Genomic DNA, 17,563 nt, shown 5'->3' with positions numbered 1-17,563 from the left:
GGTGCGGCGTATGGCCGCCCGCTCAGCGGAGCAGGTTCAGGGCCGCCGCTGTGGTCAGGAGGAGGGTGAGGTGGGTGAAGAGGGGTTGGTTGAGGTGGTGGATGGTGCGGCGGCCGAGGTGGGCGCCGAGGAGGAGGGCGGGGAGGAGGGCCGCGTCCAGGAGGAGGGTGTGTGGGGTCAGCAGGCCGAGGGCTGCGCTGAAGGGGAGCTTGAAGGCGTTCACCAGGAAGAAGAACCATGCCGCCGTGCCGAGGAAGCCGAGCATGCCGAGCCTTGAGGCGAGCAGGTAGAGGGACATCGCCGGGCCGCCCGCGTTGGCGACCATGGTGGCGAAGCCGGCGATGAGGCCGTAGAGGGGGGTGCGGAGGGAGGAGGCATGAGGGCGGGTGGTGTCCATGGCCGTACCGAGTGCGGTCGCGGGCTTGGCGGAGGCGGCTGTACCGGGTGGGGGCGCGGGCGTGGGGGAGGCGGTTGTGCCGGGTGGGGGCGTGGCGGAGGCGGTGGTAGCGGATGGGGGCGTGGTCCGGGCCGGGGGTGTTCGGCGGCGGCGTTGCCAGAGGTGGTGGGCCGTGATGGTCAGGAGGAGGGCGCCGATGGTGCGGCGTATGAGGGTGTCGTCGGCGAGGGCCGTGAACGCGACGCCCGCGAGGACGCCCGCGGCGACGGAGGGGAAGAGGCGGCGGAGGGTCGGGCGGTCGGCGTGGCGGCGGTAGGTCCGTACGGCGATGACGTCGCCGGCCAGGAGGAGGGGCAGCAGGGCGCCGGTGGACTCCTTGGCGGGGAGTACGGCGGCGAACAGGGCCACGCTGACGGCGGCCACGCCGCTGAGGGCGGTCTTGGAGAAGCCCGCCAGCAGCGCGGCCACCGCGAGGGTGAGCAGGGGGAGGAGTCCCAGGCCGAGCACGGCGACGATGCGGGTCAGGCGCGTACGTCGGCGATCGCGACCGGCTCGCCGGTGCGGCGCGAGCGGTCGCACGCCTCCGCGATGTAGAGCGCTTCGAGGGCGTCGGCGGCCGGGCAGGGGTTCTCCGCGCGGCCCGCCGCGACCTCGGTGAAGGCGGTCAGCTCGGTGACGTACGCGTCGTGGAAGCGCTCCATGAAGGTCGCGTACGGGGCGGCCTGCTGCCAGGAGAGCCGGGCCTCGGCGGTGGGCATCGGGGCGCGGTCGTCCAGGCCGACGAAGCGGGCGCCCTTGGAGCCGCAGACCTCCAGGCGGACGTCGTGGCCCGCGCCGTTGTAGCGGGTGGCGGTGACGGTCGCGAGGGTGTCGTCGTCGAACCGGAGCAGCGCGGCACAGGTGTCCACGTCGTCGCCGTCGGCGAAGAAGGACTCGCCCTTGTTGGCGCCCTGGGCGTAGACGGAGACGACCTCGCGGCCGGTCAGCCAGCGCAGGATGTCGAAGTCGTGGATGGAGCAGTCGCGGAAGAGGCCGCCGGAGGTGGGGATGTACGCGGCGGGGGGCGGCGTCTGGTCGGACGTACAGGCGCGGAGGGTGTGCAGCCAGCCCAGCTCGCCGGAGCGCAGCGCCTCACGGGTGGCGTTGTAGCCCGCGTCGAAGCGGCGCTGGAAGCCGATCTGTACGGGGACGGGACTGTGCGCGGCGCGTTCGACGACGGTGCGGGTGCCGGGGACGTCGAGTGCCACCGGCTTCTCGCAGAAGACCGGGACCCCGTGGTCCAGGGCCTGGTGGATGAGAGTGGCGTGGGCGCTGGTGGCGGCGGTGATCACCACGCCGTCCAGGCCGCCCGCGTACATGTCCTCGAGGGAGGCGGCGGCCTGGAGGCCGAGCTTGTCAGCCAACTCGCAGGCGCGGGTGGCATCCGCATCCGCGACGACGATCTCGTGCACGCCGGGGACGGTCTTCAGGGTCTCGGCGTGGAACGCGCCGATGCGGCCGGTGCCGATGAGGCCGAGCTTCATTGCTGCCACTCCCTTGTCCAAAAACTTTTGGAACGGTCCAATCGCTGCCCAGGACCCTGCATGTCCTTACATGGTGGTGTCAACCCTTGGGAGAGGGGGAGTGTGGTCGTGCGTTGACGGGTTCGTGCGGTGAATGGAAGGATTTCGCGCCATGGAACGGTCCAAAGAGCCTGCGGGGCGGGCGGTGGCGGGGGACGTGGCCGCCAGGCCCCCGACGATCCGCAGCGTCGCCGAGCGCGCCGGTGTCTCCAAGTCGCTGGTCTCGCTCGTGCTGCGGGGCTCGCCGCAGGTCAGCGACGCCAAGCGGGCCGCCGTGCTGGAAGCGGTACGGGAGCTGGACTACCGGCCCAACGCCGCGGCGCGCAGCCTCGTGGCGCGGCGCACGCACACCGTCGGCGTGCTCCTCAACGACATGCGCAACCCCTGGTTCGTCGAGCTGCTGGACGGCCTGAACTCCGTACTGCACGCGCACGGCCTGCGGATGCTGATGGCCGACGGCCGCCTCAACCGGCGCACGGGGGAGGACTTCACCCGTACGTTCGCCGAGCTCCGGGTGGACGGCCTGGTCGCGGTGGGCACGCTGCCGGACACCGGCGCGCTCGCGGAGGCCGCCGGGCGGCTGCCGACCGTCGTCGCCGGCACCCATGACCCGCGGCTGCCCAGGGTGGACACCGTCGCCAACGACGACGAGCGCGGCGCCCGGCTCGCCACCGAGCACCTCATCGCCCTCGGGCACCGCCGGATCGCCCACATCATGGGCCAGGGCAGCGTCGGCGAGCTGCGCCGGCGCGGCTATGAAGCGGCGATGCGCGCACACGGGCTGGACGACCGGGTGCTGATGGCACCCAGCGACGCGACCGAGGAGGGCGGTTACCGGGCGGCCGTGCGGCTGCTCGGCGGTACGGCCGGCGGTACGGGCCGCCGCGCGGGTGGCGTCGAACGCCCCACCGCCGTCTTCGCGTTCAACGACATCGCGGCCGTCGGCGTGCTCTCGGCGGCGCAGGAGCTGGGTCTGGACGTGCCCCGCGACCTCTCCCTCATCGGCTGCGACAACACGTATCTCGCGCGGATCCGGCACCTGTGGCTGACGACCGTGAACAACGCCAGTCACGAGGTGGGGCGGCGGGCCGCGCAGTGCCTGCTGGACCGGATGGACCGTCCGGACCGCCCCGCCGAACGGCAGCTCGTGGAGCCGACCTTGGAGGTCCGGGGGACGGCAGCGGCCCCGTACTGAGGCCCCGCACCGGGGGCGGTACGGGGCCTTGAAAGGACGGTGGTCGGCGGGGCTCAGTCCTCGCGGTCGCGCCGGCCCCGGTGGCCCGGGCGGCGGGTCACCCATTCCCGCACGGTGTCGGCGAACCAGAACGGCTTGCCGCCCTCCACGAGGTCCGGTGGGGGCAGCAGTCCGTGCTTGCGGTAGGAGCGCACGGTGTCCGGCTGGACCCGGATGTGTGCGGCGATCTCCTTGTACGACCAGAGCCTCCGGTCGGTCATGTTCTGCGCACCTCCCTCGGCCGCACGCAGGCGGCTCCAAAAGAGCCCGCGGGGGAACTGCGTACGGCGTGGCGATCACTCACCCTGTGCCCGGTGCAACGACGCCCTTGAGCAGCGGAGGCAGGCTGTTGACGGTCTGTGACCGAAGACCCGCGTAACGGTGACGACGGTGACGCGGCCCGGACGCCCGTTTCCGTACGGAGAAGGGCCGGGCGATCATCTCGCCCGGCCCTTCCGAGAAGCAGAAGCCCTTCTCACCCCGCAGTACCCCTGGTCACGCCCCCGTAGCGGCCTTGCGCAGCTCGTGTTCCAGGTCCTCCAGGGCCATGCCCTTGGTCTCCGGCGCGTACCGCTTGCAGAAGACCAGCGACAGCACGCACATGACGCCGAACAGCCAGAACGTGATGGCGGCGCCGGCCGCGTCCAGCAGCACCGGGAAGAGCAGCGCCACCCCGAAGTTGACGAGCCACATCACGAACACCGCCGCGCCCATGGCCAGTCCCCGCACCTTCAGGGGGAACATCTCGGCGAGCAGCAGCCACACCCCGGTGTTCAGCGTGGCCTGCATGAAGGCCATGTAGAGCACCATCAGGGCGAGCACGAGATAGCTGACCCCGGTGGACTGCGGGAGGTGGAAGGACGCGCCGAGCAGGGCCAGGGAGACGGTCATCCCCGTCAGGCCCCAGATCAGCATCGGGCGGCGGCCGACCTTGTCGATCAGTGACATGCCGACCGCGGTGGCGAGCACGGAGATCGCGCCGACCGCGATGGTCGCGGTGATCGCGGCGTTCGTGCCCAGCCCCGTGGTCAGCAGGATCTTCGGGGCGAAGTAGATGACCGCGTTGACGCCGGTGATCTGCTGGACGATCGACAGGCCGATGCCGACCAGGAGGATGCGGCGCACCCAGGGGGTACGCAGTTCCTGCCAGGCGCCGCGCTGGGCGTCCGCCTCCAGGGCGCGGGCCTGCTCGATGCGGGCCAGCTCGTCGTCCACTTCACCGGCCGGCAGGGTGCGCCGCAGGACGGCGCCCGCTTCTTCCGTACGCCCCTTGCTCATGTACCAGCGGGGGGTGTCCGGCAGGAAGAACAGGCCGATGAAGAGGGCGACGGCGGGCAGCGCGGCGAGGCCGAGCATCCAGCGCCACGCCTCCCAGTGCGCGAGCACCGCGTTGATGAGGTACGCCAGCAACTGGCCGCTGACGATCATCAGGGAGTTGAAGGAGACCAGCCGCCCCCGGATGTGCGGCGGGGCGATCTCCGACAGGTACAGCGGGGTGATGACGGACGCGCTGCCCACGGCGAGGCCGAGGACGAAGCGTGCCACCACCATGAAGGCGACCGAGGGCGCGAGTGCGACCGCTATCGCGCCCCCGATGAACACCGCGCCCGCCCACAGCAGGGAGTTGCGGCGGCCGAGCCGGTCCGACATGCGGCCGCCGGCCAGCGAGCCGAAGGCCGCGCCGATCAGCAGGGCGCTGGTGATGACGCCTTCCCCGAGGGAGGTGAGGCCGAAGTGCTCCTCCATGAAGGGGAGCGCGCCGGAGACGACTCCGGTGTCGTAGCCGAACAGGGCGCCGCCGATGGCGGCAATGGCAGCGATGCCGACGATGAAGCGCTGGGCCTTCTTGCCGGCCGTGCGGGGGTTCTCCTCGCGCACGGCGGTGCCCGGTCTGGTCGGGGCGGCCATCAGGTCAGCCCCAGTACCGGGTGACGTACTCGCCGATCGTCTCCCGCATGAAGCGGGAGGACTCCTTCGCCCGCTCCTCCCAGGCGAAGACCGAGGAGACCAGCGTGCCGTCGAAGCCGTTGGCGGCCAGCTCCCGGAAGAGCTCGTCGAAGTCGACCTCGCCCTGGCCGATGTCCAGGTGCTGGTGGATCCGTACGGCCGAGCCCGGCGGGTTGACGATGTAGCGCAGCCCGGAGGAGCCGGTGTGGTCGAAGGAGTCGGCCAGGTGGACGGCGGTGGTCAGGTCGCCCGCGTGCTTCAGGATGCCCGGCGCGTCGTTGCCCTGGTGGAAGGTGTGCGGCGCGCAGTACAAGAAGGACACCAGCGGGCTGTTGATGCCGCGGATCATGTCGACGGCGGCGTGGCCGTCCTCGATGAAGTCGTCCGGGTGCGGTTCCAGGGCGAGCGTGATGCTCTCCCGCTCGAAGACCGGCAGCAGCTCCTCCAGGGAGCGCCAGAACTGCCCCTCGCTGCGGTCGGCCTTCTCGGGGCGGCCGTTGAACTCCGAGTTCATCGCGGAGACGCCGAGGTCGGCGGTGATCTGGATGGCCCGCTTCCAGTACCGGACGGCGGCCTGGCGCTCGTCCTCGTCCGGCGAGGACCACTTGTACAGCGGGAGGACGGAGGAGATGCCGACGCCCGCCGCGGTCAGCTCCTTGCGGAACTTCTGCACGGTGCCGTCGTCCACGCGCGGGTGCAGGAAGAAGGGGGTGAAGTCCTCGCGCGGCGACAGCTCGATCCACTCGAAGCCCAGCTCGGCGACGAGGCCGGGGAGTTCGAGCAGGGGGACGTTCCGGAACATGTACGGGTCAAGGGCGATCTTCACGGGAGGGGCAGCCTTTCGGGACGTACAAGGGAGGAGTCCAGCGCGGTGTGGATCTCTCAGCGGTACAGGGCGGGGCGCTCGGCCAGCTCGACCGTGACGCGCTCGCCGGTCTCCTGGGCCCGCACGCCGGCCTCGCAGACGGCCGCCGCGGCGTAGCCGTCCCAGACGCTCGGGCCCTCGACCTCGCCGCGGCGGGTGGCGTCGACCCAGCGCTGCACCTGGCGGTCGTAGGCGTCGGCGAAGCGGTCCTCGAAACCGGGGTCGATGGTGCCGCCCCAGCCGGTGGCGGTGTTGGCGAAGACGCCGTGGTTGTCGCCGATGCGGGCGGTGCCGTCGGTGCAGACCGCCTCGCACATCACCTGGTAGCCGAAACCGCAGTTGACGAACAGTTCGGTGTCCACGATCCGGCCGGAAGCGGTCTCGAAGAGGATGAGCTGCGGGTCGCTCAGGCCCTCGGGGGCCTTGTCGGTCGGCTTCGGGAACAGCACGCGGACGGAGGTGATCTCCTCGTCCAGCAGCCAGCGGGTGACGTCGATCTCGTGCACGGCCGAGTCGTTGATCATCATGGCGTTGGTGAAGCCGGGCGGGCAGTTGGGGTTGCGGTGCTTGTTGTGCAGCATCAGCGGCCGCCCGTAGGCGCCCTGGTCCAGCCGGTCCTTGAGCTTCATGTAGTCGGCGTCGTAGCGGCGCATGAAGCCGACCTGTACGCGGCGGTGGCCCAGCTTCTCCTCGGCCCGCAGGACACGGAGCGCGGACTCGGCATCCGGGGTGAGCGGCTTCTCGCACAGCACCGGAAGGTCGCGCTCGAACGCGGCGAGCAGCGTGGCCTCGTGGGCCGGGCCGGGGGAGGCGATCAGTACCGCGCCGACCGCCGGGTCGTCCATCGCGGCGACCGGGTCGGTGTACGGAGTACAGCCCTCGATGCCGTCGGCGATGGCCTTCACCCGGGCGGCGTCGATGTCCACCACGGCGGCGACCCGCGCGCCGCTGATGACGTCGTCGATGCGGCGTACGTGGTCCGAGCCCATCCGGCCGGTGCCGATGACCGCGACCCCGAGCGTTCCGTGCTGCGTCATGGTTCGTGCTCCTCGTCTTTCGTACGGGGTGGGGAGTTGCGTGGCGTTACGCGCCGCAGGAGCGCAGGAAGCGGCGGGTGCGCTCGGCGATCGGGTACGGCTGGGTGGGCGGGCAGGGGTACATGTCCTGCTCGACGATGGCGAAGAGGTCCACGTCCAGGGCCTGCGCGGCCTCCAGGACGGGCGGCAGGGCCGGCACGCCGAGCGGCGGCTCGCACATCACGCCCTGCTTGACGGCGGGCCCGAAGGGGGTGCCGTTGGTCTGGACGTCGGCGAGGATGTCGGGGTCGACCTGCTTGAGGTGGAGGTAGCCGATCCGCTCGCCGTAGGTCTTGATCAGCTTGACGCTGTCGCCGCCGCAGTAGGCGTAGTGGCCGGTGTCCAGGCAGAGGTTGACCAGCGAGGAGTCGGTGCCGTCGAGGAAGCGCTCGACGTGCTCCTCGGTGTCGATGTGGGTGTCGGCGTGCGGGTGCACGACGATGTCCAGGCCGAACTCGTCGCGTACCTGCTTCGCCAGCCGCTCCATGCCGCCGGTGAGGTGCTTCCACTGCTCGGTGGTCAGCTCGCTCGGCTCGATCAGCTCGGCGGTCTTGTCGTCGCGCCAGAAGGACGGGATCACGACGAGGTGCTTGGCGTCCATCGCCTTGGTCAGCGTGGCGACCTCGCTGACGTGCTGCCAGGTCGCGTCCCAGTTCTCGGGGCCGCGGTGCATCGAGGTGAAGATCGTGCCGGCCGACACCTTCAGGTCACGCTTGGCGATCTCGCGGTGGAGTACGGCAGGGTCGGTGGGGAGGTAGCCGTAAGGCCCCAGTTCGATCCATTCGTAACCGGCCTCGCTGACCTCGTCCAGGAAGCGTTCCCAAGGGACCTGCTGGTCGTCCTCGGGGAACCAGACGCCCCAGGAATCGGGTGCCGATCCGACGCGGAGCCGGTCCAGACGGGGCACATCTGCGCTGGGTACGGGCATGGTGCGGCTCTCCTCTCACCGGTCGGCGGTGACCGGGAAGGGACGGGGTGGGGTTGTGGTGGCACAGCCTTCATCGGCCTGCCGAGCCTGTCAAGACTTCGTCCTGACATAAGGACTTAAGGACTTTGTAACCCGTGGCGACTCGGCCATCATCGCATCGTCGACGTCAGAATGTAAGGACAAACTGTTGACAGGGCGTGAGTCGCCCCGTTAGACCTGTGGTCGGAGCCGACCTGGCCGGAGCCGACAGCGGGTACCGGCGGAATCGAAGGGGCGCACATGACCGAGCCGACCGACACCGGCCGCTTTGACCTGATCACCATGGGCCGCATCGGGGTGGACATCTACCCGCTGCAGACCGGCGTCTCGCTGGCCGACGTGGAGACGTTCGGAAAGTTCCTGGGCGGCTCGGCCACCAACGTCGCGGTCGCCGCGGCGCGGCAGGGCCGCCGCACCGCCGTGATCAGCCGTACCGGTGCCGACCCCTTCGGCACGTACATCCACAACGCGCTGCGCGACTTCGGCGTGGACGACCGCTGGGTGACCCCCGTCGCGCAGTACCCGACCCCGGTCACCTTCTGCGAGATCTTCCCGCCGGACGACTTCCCGCTGTACTTCTACCGCCGCCCCAAGGCCCCTGACCTGGTCATCCGTCCCGAAGAGCTGGACCAGGACGCGATCCGGGCCGCCCGGGTCTTCTGGATCACCGGCACCGGCCTGTGCGAGGAGCCCAGCCGCTCCGCGACGCTCGCCGCCCTGGAGGCGCGCGGCAAGTCCGGCACCACCGTCTTCGACCTGGACTGGCGGCCGATGTTCTGGGGCGGCCGGGGCGGCGCCTCCGGGGACGGCGGCGAGACCGGCCCGCAGGCGATGGCCAACGCCCGTCCGTACTACGAAGCGGCGCTGGCGCACGCCACCGTCGCGGTCGGCAACGTCGACGAGGCGGAGGTCGCCACCGGCCTGCGCGACCCGAAGGCGTGCGCCCAGGCGCTGCTGGACATGGGTGTCGAGCTGGCCGTCATCAAACAGGGCCCGAAGGGCGTGCTCGCCGTGCACCGCGACGGCCGCACCGCCGAGGTCCCGCCCACCCCGGTCGAGGTCATAAACGGCCTCGGCGCGGGCGACTCCTTCGGCGGCGCCCTCGTGCACGGCCTGCTCTCCGGCTGGGAGCTGGAACCGATGATGCGGTACGCCAACGCCGCCGGCGCCATCGTCGCCGCCCGCCTGGCCTGCTCCTCGGCCATGCCGACCGCCACCGAGGTCGAAGCGTTCCTCGCGGAGCGCTGAGACCACTGCCGCACACCGCCCGCGTGGACATCGCGGGCGCTCAAGAAGGTGAGTTACGCCTTGACCACACCGCTCTCCGACCTCGTGCGGCTGCGGGCCCGGCACCCCGAAGCCGTCGCGGAAGCCGCGGCCCGCCGCACCCGCCGCCCCCTCATCGGCGACAGCGGCCGGCTGATGATCGTCGCCGCCGACCACCCCGCGCGCGGCGCGCTGGCCGTCGGCGATCACAAGCTGGCCATGGCGGACCGCTTCGACCTGCTGGAACGGCTCTCCCTCGCGCTGTCCCGGCCCGGCGTGGACGGCGTGCTCGGCACCGCCGACATCCTGGAGGACCTGCTCCTCATGGGGGCGCTGGAGAACAAGGTCGTGATGGGCTCGATGAACCGCGGCGGCATCGCCGGCGCGTCCTTCGAGATGGACGACCGCTTCACCGGCCACCGCCCGCAGGACATCGCCCGGCTCCGCTTCGACTGCGGCAAGCTGCTGCTGCGCATCGACTACGACGACGCCGGATCGCTGGACACCATGGAGTCCACGGCGCGCGCCATCGACGCCATGGCCGAGCGGGAACTGCCGCTCTTCGTCGAGCCGTTCATCTCCCGCCGGGTCGACGGCAAGGTGAAGAACGACCTGAGTGCCGAGGCGGTGACCAAGTCCGTCGCCATCGCCTCCGGGCTCGGCGGCACCTCCGCGTACACCTGGCTCAAGCTGCCGGTCACCGAGAACCCCGACGACATGGCGCGGGTCTGCGAGACCTCCACCCTGCCGACGGTGCTGCTCGGCGGCGACATCTCCGCCACCGACCAGGACGCGACGTACGAGAAGTGGCGCAAGGCCCTGCACCTGCCGACCGTGCAGGGACTGGTCGCCGGACGCTCGCTGCTCTACCCGGTCGACGGGGACGTGGCGGGGGCTGTGGATACCGCCGTCAGCCTTCTGTAGTCGCGGCAGTCCGGAAGTTGTCCACAGGGTCCTGTCACCGTCAGTGTTCAGTAGGAGACTTGACGTCATGAACGCCGAATCCACCTTCCACCGCCCGGCGGGCACCGCCGCCGACGGCCCGTACGCCCTCGACATCCATCCCAAGAACGCGGGCTGGGGGTACTCCTCCCTCCGCGTGCTCGAGCTTCCGCCCGGCGGTCACCACTCCTTCGCCACCGGCGAGAGCGAGTGGATCGTGCTGCCGCTCTCCGGGGGCTGCACGGTGGCGGTCGACTCCGGCGAGGAGTTCGCGCTGACCGGCCGGGACAGCGTGTTCAGCGGCGTCACGGACTTCGCCTACGTCCCGCGCGACGCGCACGCGGGCATCGCCAGCGAGTCCGGCGGCCGCTTCGCGCTCACCGGCGCCCGCTGCGCGAAGCGCCTCCCCGCGCGGTACGGCCCGGCCTCGTCCGTCCCCGTCGAGCTGCGCGGTACGGGCAACTGCTCGCGCCAGGTCAACAACTTCGGTGCCGCGGGCGTCTTCGAATGCGACAAGCTCATCGCCGTCGAGGTGATCACCCCGGGCGGCAACTGGTCCTCGTATCCGCCGCACAAGCACGACGAGTGCCGGCCCGGCGAGGAGTCCGAGCTGGAGGAGATCTACTACTTCGAGATCGCCGAGGCGAACGGCAGGCCCGGCCTCGGGTACCAGCGCGTGAGCCCCTCCGGACACGGACAGAACACCGACGTGCTCGCCGAGGTCCGCGGCGGCGACGTCGTCCTCATCCCCGACGGCTGGCACGGCCCGTCCATCGCCGCGCCCGGCCACGACATGTACTACCTCAACGTCATGGCGGGCCCCGGCGAAGCCCGCGAATGGCTGATCTGCGACCACCCGGACCACGGCTGGATCCGCGGCACGTGGCCCGAGCAGCCCGTCGACCCCCGCCTCCCCCTCTACAGCGCACCCGCAGGAGAAGCCCGATGACCGCCCCGACGACGCGCCGCCTCACGGTCGCGCAGGCCCTGGTCGAATTCCTCGCGCACCAGTACACCGAGCGGGACGGCGTACGGCACCGTCTCATCGCCGCGACCTGGGGCATCTTCGGCCACGGCAACGTCGCCGGACTCGGCCAGGCACTGCTGGAGTCGCAGCCCGCGGGATACGAGCGGGGAGCCGCCCCCGACTCGCCGGGGATGCCCTATCTCCAGGGCCGCAACGAGCAGGCCATGGTGCACGCCGCCGTGGGATACGCCCGCCAGTCCGACCGGCTCTCCGCGCAGGCCGTCACGACCTCCATCGGCCCCGGCGCCACCAACCTCGTCACCGGCGCAGCGCTGGCCACGGTGAACCGCCTCCCGGTCCTGCTGCTGCCCGGCGACACCTTCGCCACCCGCCCGGCCGAGCCCGTGCTCCAGCAGCTCGAAGTCCCGTACGCGGGCGACATCTCGGTCAACGACGCGCTGCGCCCGGTCTCCCGCTACTTCGACCGGGTCACCCGTCCCGAGGCGCTGATCCCGGCAGCCCTGCAGGCCATGCGGGTGCTGGCCGACCCGGTCGAGACCGGCGCGGTCACCCTGGCGCTGCCGCAGGACGTGCAGGCCGAGGCGTTCGACTGGCCCGAGGAGTTCTTCGCCGACCGGGTCTGGCACGTCACCCGGCCGCAGCCGGACGCCGGCGCGCTCGCCGAGGCCGTGCACGCCATCCGCTCCGCCGAGCGCCCGCTGCTCGTCGCGGGCGGCGGCGTCCACCACGCCGAGGCCGAGGAAGCCCTGCGCGTGTTCGCCGAGGCCACCGGCATTCCGGTCGCCTCCACCCAGGCGGGCAAGGGGTCGCTGCGGTACGACCACCCCGCCGACGTGGGCGGCATCGGGCACACCGGCACCGCGACCGCGGACGCGCTGGCCCGCGAGGCGGACCTGATCATCGGCGTCGGCACCCGCTACACCGACTTCACCACCGCCTCCGCGACGCTCTTCGCCCGCCCCGGCGTGCGCTTCGTCAACCTCAACATCGCCTCGTTCGACTCCCACAAGCTCGGCGCGCTCTCCCTGATCGCCGATGCCCGCGCGGGCCTGGAGGCGCTGACCCGCGAGCTCGGCGGGCACCGCGTGGAGAAGGCGTACGAGGAGGCGTACGGCGCCGCCAAGGCCGAGTGGGAGGTGCTGGTCGACGCCGCGTACCAGACCGGTGCGGAGGACGCGCGGCCCAGCCAGACGCAGCTCCTCGGCCTGCTGGACGCGACCGTCGGCGACGACGACGTGATCATCAACGCGGCCGGCTCGCTCCCCGGTGACCTGCACAAACTCTGGCGCGCCCGGTCCCGCCGCCAGTACCACCTGGAGTACGGCTACTCCTGCATGGGGTACGAGATCCCGGCCGCGATCGGCGTCCGGATGGCCGCCCCGGACCGCCCGGTGTGGTCGCTGGTCGGCGACGGCACGTATCTGATGATGCCCACCGAGATCGTCACGGCGGTCCAGGAAGGCATCAACATCAACGTGGTCCTCATCCAGAACCACGGCTACGCCTCCATCGGCGGCCTCTCCGAGGAGACCGGCGCCGAGCGCTTCGGCACGGCCTACCGCTTCCGCGCCAAGGACGGCACGTACACCGGCGAGCCGCTCCCGGTGGACCTTGCAGCGAACGCCGCCTCGCTGGGCATGGACGTGATCCGCGCCGCGACCGTCGCCGAGCTGCGCTCCGCGCTCGCCGCGGCCCGCGCCTCGGACCGCCCCACATGTGTCTATGTCGAGACCGAAACGGCTGACACTGTGCCGGGCGCGCCCGCGGCTCAAGCCTGGTGGGATGTTCCCGTTGCCGAGACCGCGACGCGCGAGGCGGCGCTGCTCGCCCGCGAGGAGTACGACCGCCAGGCGGCCGGACGCCGCCGCCACCTCTGACCCTCCCCGCTTTCGTCCCCAGAAAGGCCCCGCACATGAAGACCCTCAGCCACTGGATCGGCGGCAAGCCCGTCGAGGGCACCTCCGGCAACTTCGGTCCGGTCTACAACCCCGCCACCGGCGCCCAGGAGAAGCAGGTCCCCTTCGCCTCCGTCGATGAGGTCGACACCGCGGTAGCCACCGCCAAGGAGGCATTCCGGACCTGGGGCACCAGCTCGCTCGCCAAGCGCACGGCGGTCCTCTTCAAGTACCGCGAGCTGGTCGACGCGCACCGCGAGGAGATCGCGCGGCTGATCACCGCCGAGCACGGCAAGGTGCACTCCGACGCGCTCGGCGAGGTGGCCCGTGGCCTGGAGATCGTCGAGCTGGCCTGCGGCATCTCCGAGAAGCTCAAGGGCGAGCTGTCCACCCAGGTCTCCACCCGTGTGGACGTCTCCTCGATCCGCCAGTCGCTCGGCGTGGTCGCGGGCATCACGCCCTTCAACTTCCCGGCCATGGTGCCGATGTGGATGTTCCCCATCGCCATCGCCTGCGGCAACACCTTCGTGCTCAAGCCCAGCGAGAAGGTGCCCTCGGCGGCCTTCAAGCTGGCCGAGCTGGCGGCCGAGGCGGGCCTGCCGGACGGCGTGCTGAACATCGTCAACGGTGACAAGACCGCCGTGGACCGCATCCTTGCGCACCCCGACATCGCCGCGGTCTCCTTCGTCGGCTCCACCCCGATCGCCAAGTACATCCACGCCACCGGCACCGCCAACGGCAAGCGCGTGCAGGCACTCGGCGGCGCGAAGAACCACATGCTGGTCCTGCCGGACGCCGACCTGGAGCTGGCCGCGGACTCCGCGATCAACGCCGCGTACGGCTCGGCGGGCGAGCGCTGCATGGCGATCTCCGTCGTGGTCGCCGTCGGCGACACCGCGGACCCGCTGATCGAGAAGATCAAGGAGCGGGCCGCCGCGCTGACCATCGGCCCCGGTGACGACCCGGCCTCCGAGATGGGCCCGCTGATCACCAAGGTGCACCGCGACAAGGTCGCCTCGTACGTGACCGGCGCGGCCGCCCAGGGCGCGACCGTCGCGATCGACGGCACGGGCTTCACGGTCGAGGGCCATGAGGACGGCCACTGGATCGGCGTCTCGCTGCTGGACAACGTCACGCCCGAGATGGACTGCTACCGCGACGAGATCTTCGGCCCGGTCCTGTCGGTCGTGCGCGTCGAGACGTACGACGAGGCCATCGCCCTGATGAACAACTCCCCGTGGGGCAACGGCACGGCCATCTTCACCCGGGACGGCGGCGCGGCCCGCCGCTTCCAGCTCGAGGTCGAGGCCGGCATGGTCGGCGTGAACGTGCCGATCCCGGTCCCGGTGGGCTACCACTCCTTCGGCGGCTGGAAGGACTCGCTCTTCGGCGACCACCACATCTACGGCAACGACGGCGTGCACTTCTACACCCGCGGCAAGGTCGTCACCACCCGCTGGCCCGACCCCTCCGACGGCGGCATCAACCTGGGCTTCCCGAGCAACAGCTGACGCCGGCAACAGCTGACGCTCAGACGAACGACGCTCAGGGAGCTGACGCCCGCCGAGAGCTGACGGGCCCCGCCGGCGCGGACCGGCGGGGCTGCGTCATGGCGGGTGGCCGCCCGGCCCCGCCCGGCCGGACGCCGGCCCTCACGGCTCGCGGATCTCCGCCAGGTAAGCCGCTGCCGCCTCCGGGTCGGTGAGCCAGTGGCGGAAGTCGGCCGGGTCGGCGTAGCCGTTGACGAAGCGGTGGGCGATGGCCGGGCAGCGGGCCGCGGCTGCCAGCAGGCGCTGCACGTGCTCCGGGGGCGGCTGGAGCATCGTGTTGGTGAACTCCGTGGCGTACTGCGCGTGGTCCCAGAAGGTGTCGAAGGTGCGCTCCATCCAGGCCCGGTCGAAGGGGGCCGTGCCGCGCTCCTTGATGGCGCGGAGGTAGCGCGCTGCGCAGCGGGCCGCGTTGTTCGAACCCTGGCCGGTGACCGGGTCGTTGACGACGACGGTGTCAGCCATGCCCAGCACGTACCGGCCCTTCGAGACCTCGGCCACCGGACGCCGTACGGTCGGCGTGACCGCGCCGTACAGCGTGCAGCGCGCGTCCGTCGGCTCCGCGCCCCGGCACAGCTCGTACTCCGCAGGCGCGTACCGCCGCAGCAGCTCCAGCGTGCGCGCGAGGCAGGCGGCCGGTCCCGGCCGGTCCTGCCAGCAGTCGTACGGGCCGCCCGGCACCCCTTCGAAGAACACGATGTCGCACAGGCCGCCCGTGGTGAGCGCGGGGATCACGAACATCTCCCCGGCCTCGGGCGTGAGGTTGGAGCGGGCGTGCGGCGCCGGGTACTCCGGGCGATGCCCCACTCCATGCAGGTAGATGCAGGCCAGGGAGCGCTGCGGCCGGTCGTACGGGGAGCGCGCGCGGTCCCGGGGGAAGAGCCGGGCGAGGTCGCCGCGGCCCGCGGCCACCAGGGTCAGATCGTGCGAGGCGGCCAGCGCGGCCACCCGTCTGCCGTCGGCGGCGCCGTACTCCACCCGGCCGCCCCGCGCTTCGTACAGGTCGAGCCAGTCGGCCATCTTCACCCGCTGGTCGACGGATTGCGCCTCCTCGTCGAAGCGGCCGGTGAACCGCAGCGACGGCCTGCCCGGCGGGTCCCAGACCGTGGCCTGCAGTGCGGTGATGCCGGGGGCCTTGCCGTCCCAGGCGTTCAGGCCCGCCGCGCGTTCGAGGCCGAGCGCCGGGCCGAACATGATCTGGGTGGACATCACCCGCCCGGCGCGGATCTGCTCCGGTGTGCGGTCCGAGACCACGGTGACGTCGTACCCCCCGGCGAGCAGCCCGTGGGCCAGTTGCAGTCCGGCCTGCCCTGCCCCGACGATCGCGATGGCGCGCATGCCGCCTCCCCCCTGCGGCCCGGGTGCGGCGCCGAGCCCTCCTTCAGTTGTACTTGCGGGGCGCGCGCGGTGTACAGATCCGTTACGGTGCGGGCGCTGTCCGCGCGCGCACGAGGCCGCGAGACACGGCAGTACGCCGCGAGGCACCGCTGTACACAGCACGACAGAACACAGCAATACAGAGCAGAAAACAGAAGAAAGACGGGGGCGAGATGCCGCACGTTACGGTCCTCAGCAAGGGGGCGCGGATCACCGCGGGGGTGTTCTGCACGCTCTTCCTGCTGAACAGCGCCACATGGCTGGCGATGGACATAGGGGAATACGGGTTCGGAGCGCTGTGGGACTCCTGGACGGGGCTCGGGCCGCACATCGACGGCGCGATCACCGACCCGTACGCCGTCGGGCTCCTGGCCGTGCAACTGGGCGCGGTGTGGGCGGCGTTCACCGGTGCGCGGGCGGCCGGCGGCCTGCTGGCCGTGGCGACGACACTGACGTTCACCGCCGCGGTCCAGGTGTTCATCAGCACGGGCCAGCACACGAGCGACAACCGCTGGTTCATCGGCGAGGTGAACACGGACACGGACACGTTCCTGACCGTCTTCATCACCAGCGGCCTGCTGATCCTGTTCGGCCTCGTTTCCTGCATCGTGGTGGTGTCCGGGCTGCGGGTCTGGCCGACGCGGCGGCCCAGTGACCCGCCGATGCGGCCGCTGCCCGCCGCCGCGGTGACCGGCGCGGTGGTGTTCGGGCTGCTCGCGCTCTGCGACGCGGTGTGGAACGTCTCCGTACTGCTGCAGGACGGGGTCGGCTCGCTCGACGTGATCTACCTGGGCCACGGCATCCTCTCCGCGCTGACGAGCCTCGGCCCCGGCTGGTCCTCCGTCACGTTCCTGCTGATGTCCGCGGTTGCCGGGCTGCTCTGCGTCGCGCGCGGGGTGTCGGCGCGCGGCTTCACCACCGGGCTCGCGCTGGTCCTGCTGCCGACCTCGCTCCTGGGCATGATCGCCGCGCTCGCCGGGGGGTCCTTCTTCGAGCTGGGCCAGGCCCCCGCGTTCCAGGGCATCCTGTCCCGGCTCCTGATGGTCGTCGAGCTCCTCGGCTCGATCGCCGTCCTGGCCCTGATGGGCCGCCCGGGCGCGCCCGTCGCCGAGGAATGGTCCCCGCCCGCGCAGCCGGGGATGCCGGGGATGCCGGGCGCGGCGCCGTACGGAATGCCGGGTACACAGCCGTACGCGGCGCCCGGCCAGCCCCAGCCCCAGCCCGGCTACGCGCCGCAGCCCCAGTCCGGGTACGCGCAGCCCCAGCCCGGTTACGCACCTCCGGCGCAGCCCCAGCCCGGCTACGGCCAGCCCGCCGCCCCGGCGCCGGGATACGGCCCGCCCGCCATGCCGCAGCAGGCCCCTCCGGCAACTCCGCAGGCCCCGCCCATGCCGTACGGAGCACCGCAGGCACCGCCCAACCCGCCCGCCGGCGGCTTCGGGCCCCCGCCGCAGGGCTGACCGGGACGGTCGCCGCGGGGCCGACCGGGGCTGACCGGGA

At 71.7% G+C, this 17,563-nt stretch carries 15 protein-coding genes; 7 read left to right on the top strand and 8 right to left on the bottom strand.

What is annotated here, in order from left to right:
* Positions 1–22: 22 nt before the first annotated feature.
* Positions 23–904, bottom strand: coding sequence for a TSUP family transporter (locus IG84_RS0133390; protein ID WP_031065790.1), 882 nt, complete (start codon positions 902–904; stop codon positions 23–25).
* 14 nt (positions 905–918) lie between these two features.
* Complete coding sequence (locus tag IG84_RS0133385; RefSeq protein WP_031065788.1) at positions 919–1,920, bottom strand: Gfo/Idh/MocA family protein; 1,002 nt, start codon at positions 1,918–1,920, stop codon at positions 919–921.
* 151 nt (positions 1,921–2,071) lie between these two features.
* Between IG84_RS0133385 and IG84_RS0133380 the strand changes: the two genes are divergently transcribed.
* Positions 2,072–3,154 (top strand): LacI family DNA-binding transcriptional regulator, encoded by a 1,083-nt coding sequence (locus tag IG84_RS0133380; RefSeq protein WP_031065785.1) that lies wholly within the window; start codon positions 2,072–2,074, stop codon positions 3,152–3,154.
* A 53-nt stretch (positions 3,155–3,207) separates the two neighbouring features.
* Here IG84_RS0133380 and IG84_RS0133375 read toward each other — a convergent pair whose 3' ends face one another.
* The 5 genes from IG84_RS0133375 to IG84_RS0133355 all read right to left on the bottom strand — a co-directional run bounded on the left by IG84_RS0133375 (position 3,208) and on the right by IG84_RS0133355 (position 8,009).
* Positions 3,208–3,414, bottom strand: coding sequence for a helix-turn-helix transcriptional regulator (locus IG84_RS0133375; RefSeq protein WP_031065782.1), 207 nt, complete (start codon positions 3,412–3,414; stop codon positions 3,208–3,210).
* A gap of 274 nt (positions 3,415–3,688) precedes the next feature.
* On the bottom strand, positions 3,689–5,101 hold the full coding sequence (locus IG84_RS0133370; protein WP_031065779.1) for a sugar porter family MFS transporter: 1,413 nt from the start codon (positions 5,099–5,101) through the stop codon (positions 3,689–3,691).
* 4 nt (positions 5,102–5,105) lie between these two features.
* Positions 5,106–5,966: a sugar phosphate isomerase/epimerase family protein gene (locus tag IG84_RS0133365; protein ID WP_031065777.1), complete on the bottom strand. Its 861-nt coding sequence runs from the start codon at positions 5,964–5,966 to the stop codon at positions 5,106–5,108.
* A 56-nt stretch (positions 5,967–6,022) separates the two neighbouring features.
* Positions 6,023–7,042, bottom strand: coding sequence for a Gfo/Idh/MocA family protein (locus IG84_RS0133360; RefSeq protein ID WP_031065775.1), 1,020 nt, complete (start codon positions 7,040–7,042; stop codon positions 6,023–6,025).
* A gap of 46 nt (positions 7,043–7,088) precedes the next feature.
* A complete protein-coding gene (locus IG84_RS0133355; protein ID WP_031065772.1) occupies positions 7,089–8,009 on the bottom strand; it encodes a sugar phosphate isomerase/epimerase family protein in 921 nt (306 codons plus the stop codon).
* Positions 8,010–8,288: 279 nt separating this feature from the next.
* Here IG84_RS0133355 and iolC point away from each other — a divergent pair, with 279 nt between their 5' ends.
* The 5 genes from iolC to IG84_RS0133330 all read left to right on the top strand — a co-directional run bounded on the left by iolC (position 8,289) and on the right by IG84_RS0133330 (position 14,650).
* Positions 8,289–9,296 (top strand): 5-dehydro-2-deoxygluconokinase, encoded by a 1,008-nt coding sequence (gene iolC / locus IG84_RS0133350; protein WP_031065769.1) that lies wholly within the window; start codon positions 8,289–8,291, stop codon positions 9,294–9,296.
* Between the two features lie 60 nt (positions 9,297–9,356).
* Positions 9,357–10,238: a Cgl0159 family (beta/alpha)8-fold protein gene (locus IG84_RS0133345; protein ID WP_031065767.1), complete on the top strand. Its 882-nt coding sequence runs from the start codon at positions 9,357–9,359 to the stop codon at positions 10,236–10,238.
* A gap of 67 nt (positions 10,239–10,305) precedes the next feature.
* Positions 10,306–11,205 carry a 5-deoxy-glucuronate isomerase gene (gene iolB, locus IG84_RS0133340; RefSeq protein ID WP_031065764.1) on the top strand — a complete coding sequence of 300 codons (900 nt, stop codon included), beginning with the start codon at positions 10,306–10,308 and terminating at the stop codon, positions 11,203–11,205.
* Positions 11,202–13,121, top strand: a complete 1,920-nt coding sequence (iolD, locus tag IG84_RS0133335) for a 3D-(3,5/4)-trihydroxycyclohexane-1,2-dione acylhydrolase (decyclizing) (RefSeq protein WP_031065762.1) — start codon at positions 11,202–11,204, stop codon at positions 13,119–13,121. Before iolB ends, iolD begins: the two co-directional genes overlap by 4 nt.
* A gap of 35 nt (positions 13,122–13,156) precedes the next feature.
* Entirely contained in the window at positions 13,157–14,650 is a 1,494-nt protein-coding gene (locus tag IG84_RS0133330) for a CoA-acylating methylmalonate-semialdehyde dehydrogenase (protein WP_031065758.1), read from the top strand.
* Between the two features lie 141 nt (positions 14,651–14,791).
* Here IG84_RS0133330 and IG84_RS0133325 read toward each other — a convergent pair whose 3' ends face one another.
* Positions 14,792–16,024: a styrene monooxygenase/indole monooxygenase family protein gene (locus tag IG84_RS0133325; RefSeq protein ID WP_031065755.1), complete on the bottom strand. Its 1,233-nt coding sequence runs from the start codon at positions 16,022–16,024 to the stop codon at positions 14,792–14,794.
* 212 nt (positions 16,025–16,236) lie between these two features.
* On the opposite strand from IG84_RS0133325, the gene IG84_RS0133320 reads away from it, so the two are divergent.
* Positions 16,237–17,523 (top strand): hypothetical protein, encoded by a 1,287-nt coding sequence (locus IG84_RS0133320; protein WP_051862757.1) that lies wholly within the window; start codon positions 16,237–16,239, stop codon positions 17,521–17,523.
* Positions 17,524–17,563 lie beyond the last annotated feature (40 nt).

This window comes from Streptomyces ochraceiscleroticus, from assembly GCF_000720485.1.
GTDB lineage: Bacteria > Actinomycetota > Actinomycetes > Streptomycetales > Streptomycetaceae > Streptomyces > Streptomyces ochraceiscleroticus.
The sequence above is the reverse complement of the archived record's forward strand: the minus strand, read 5'-3'. Positions and strand labels throughout refer to the sequence as shown.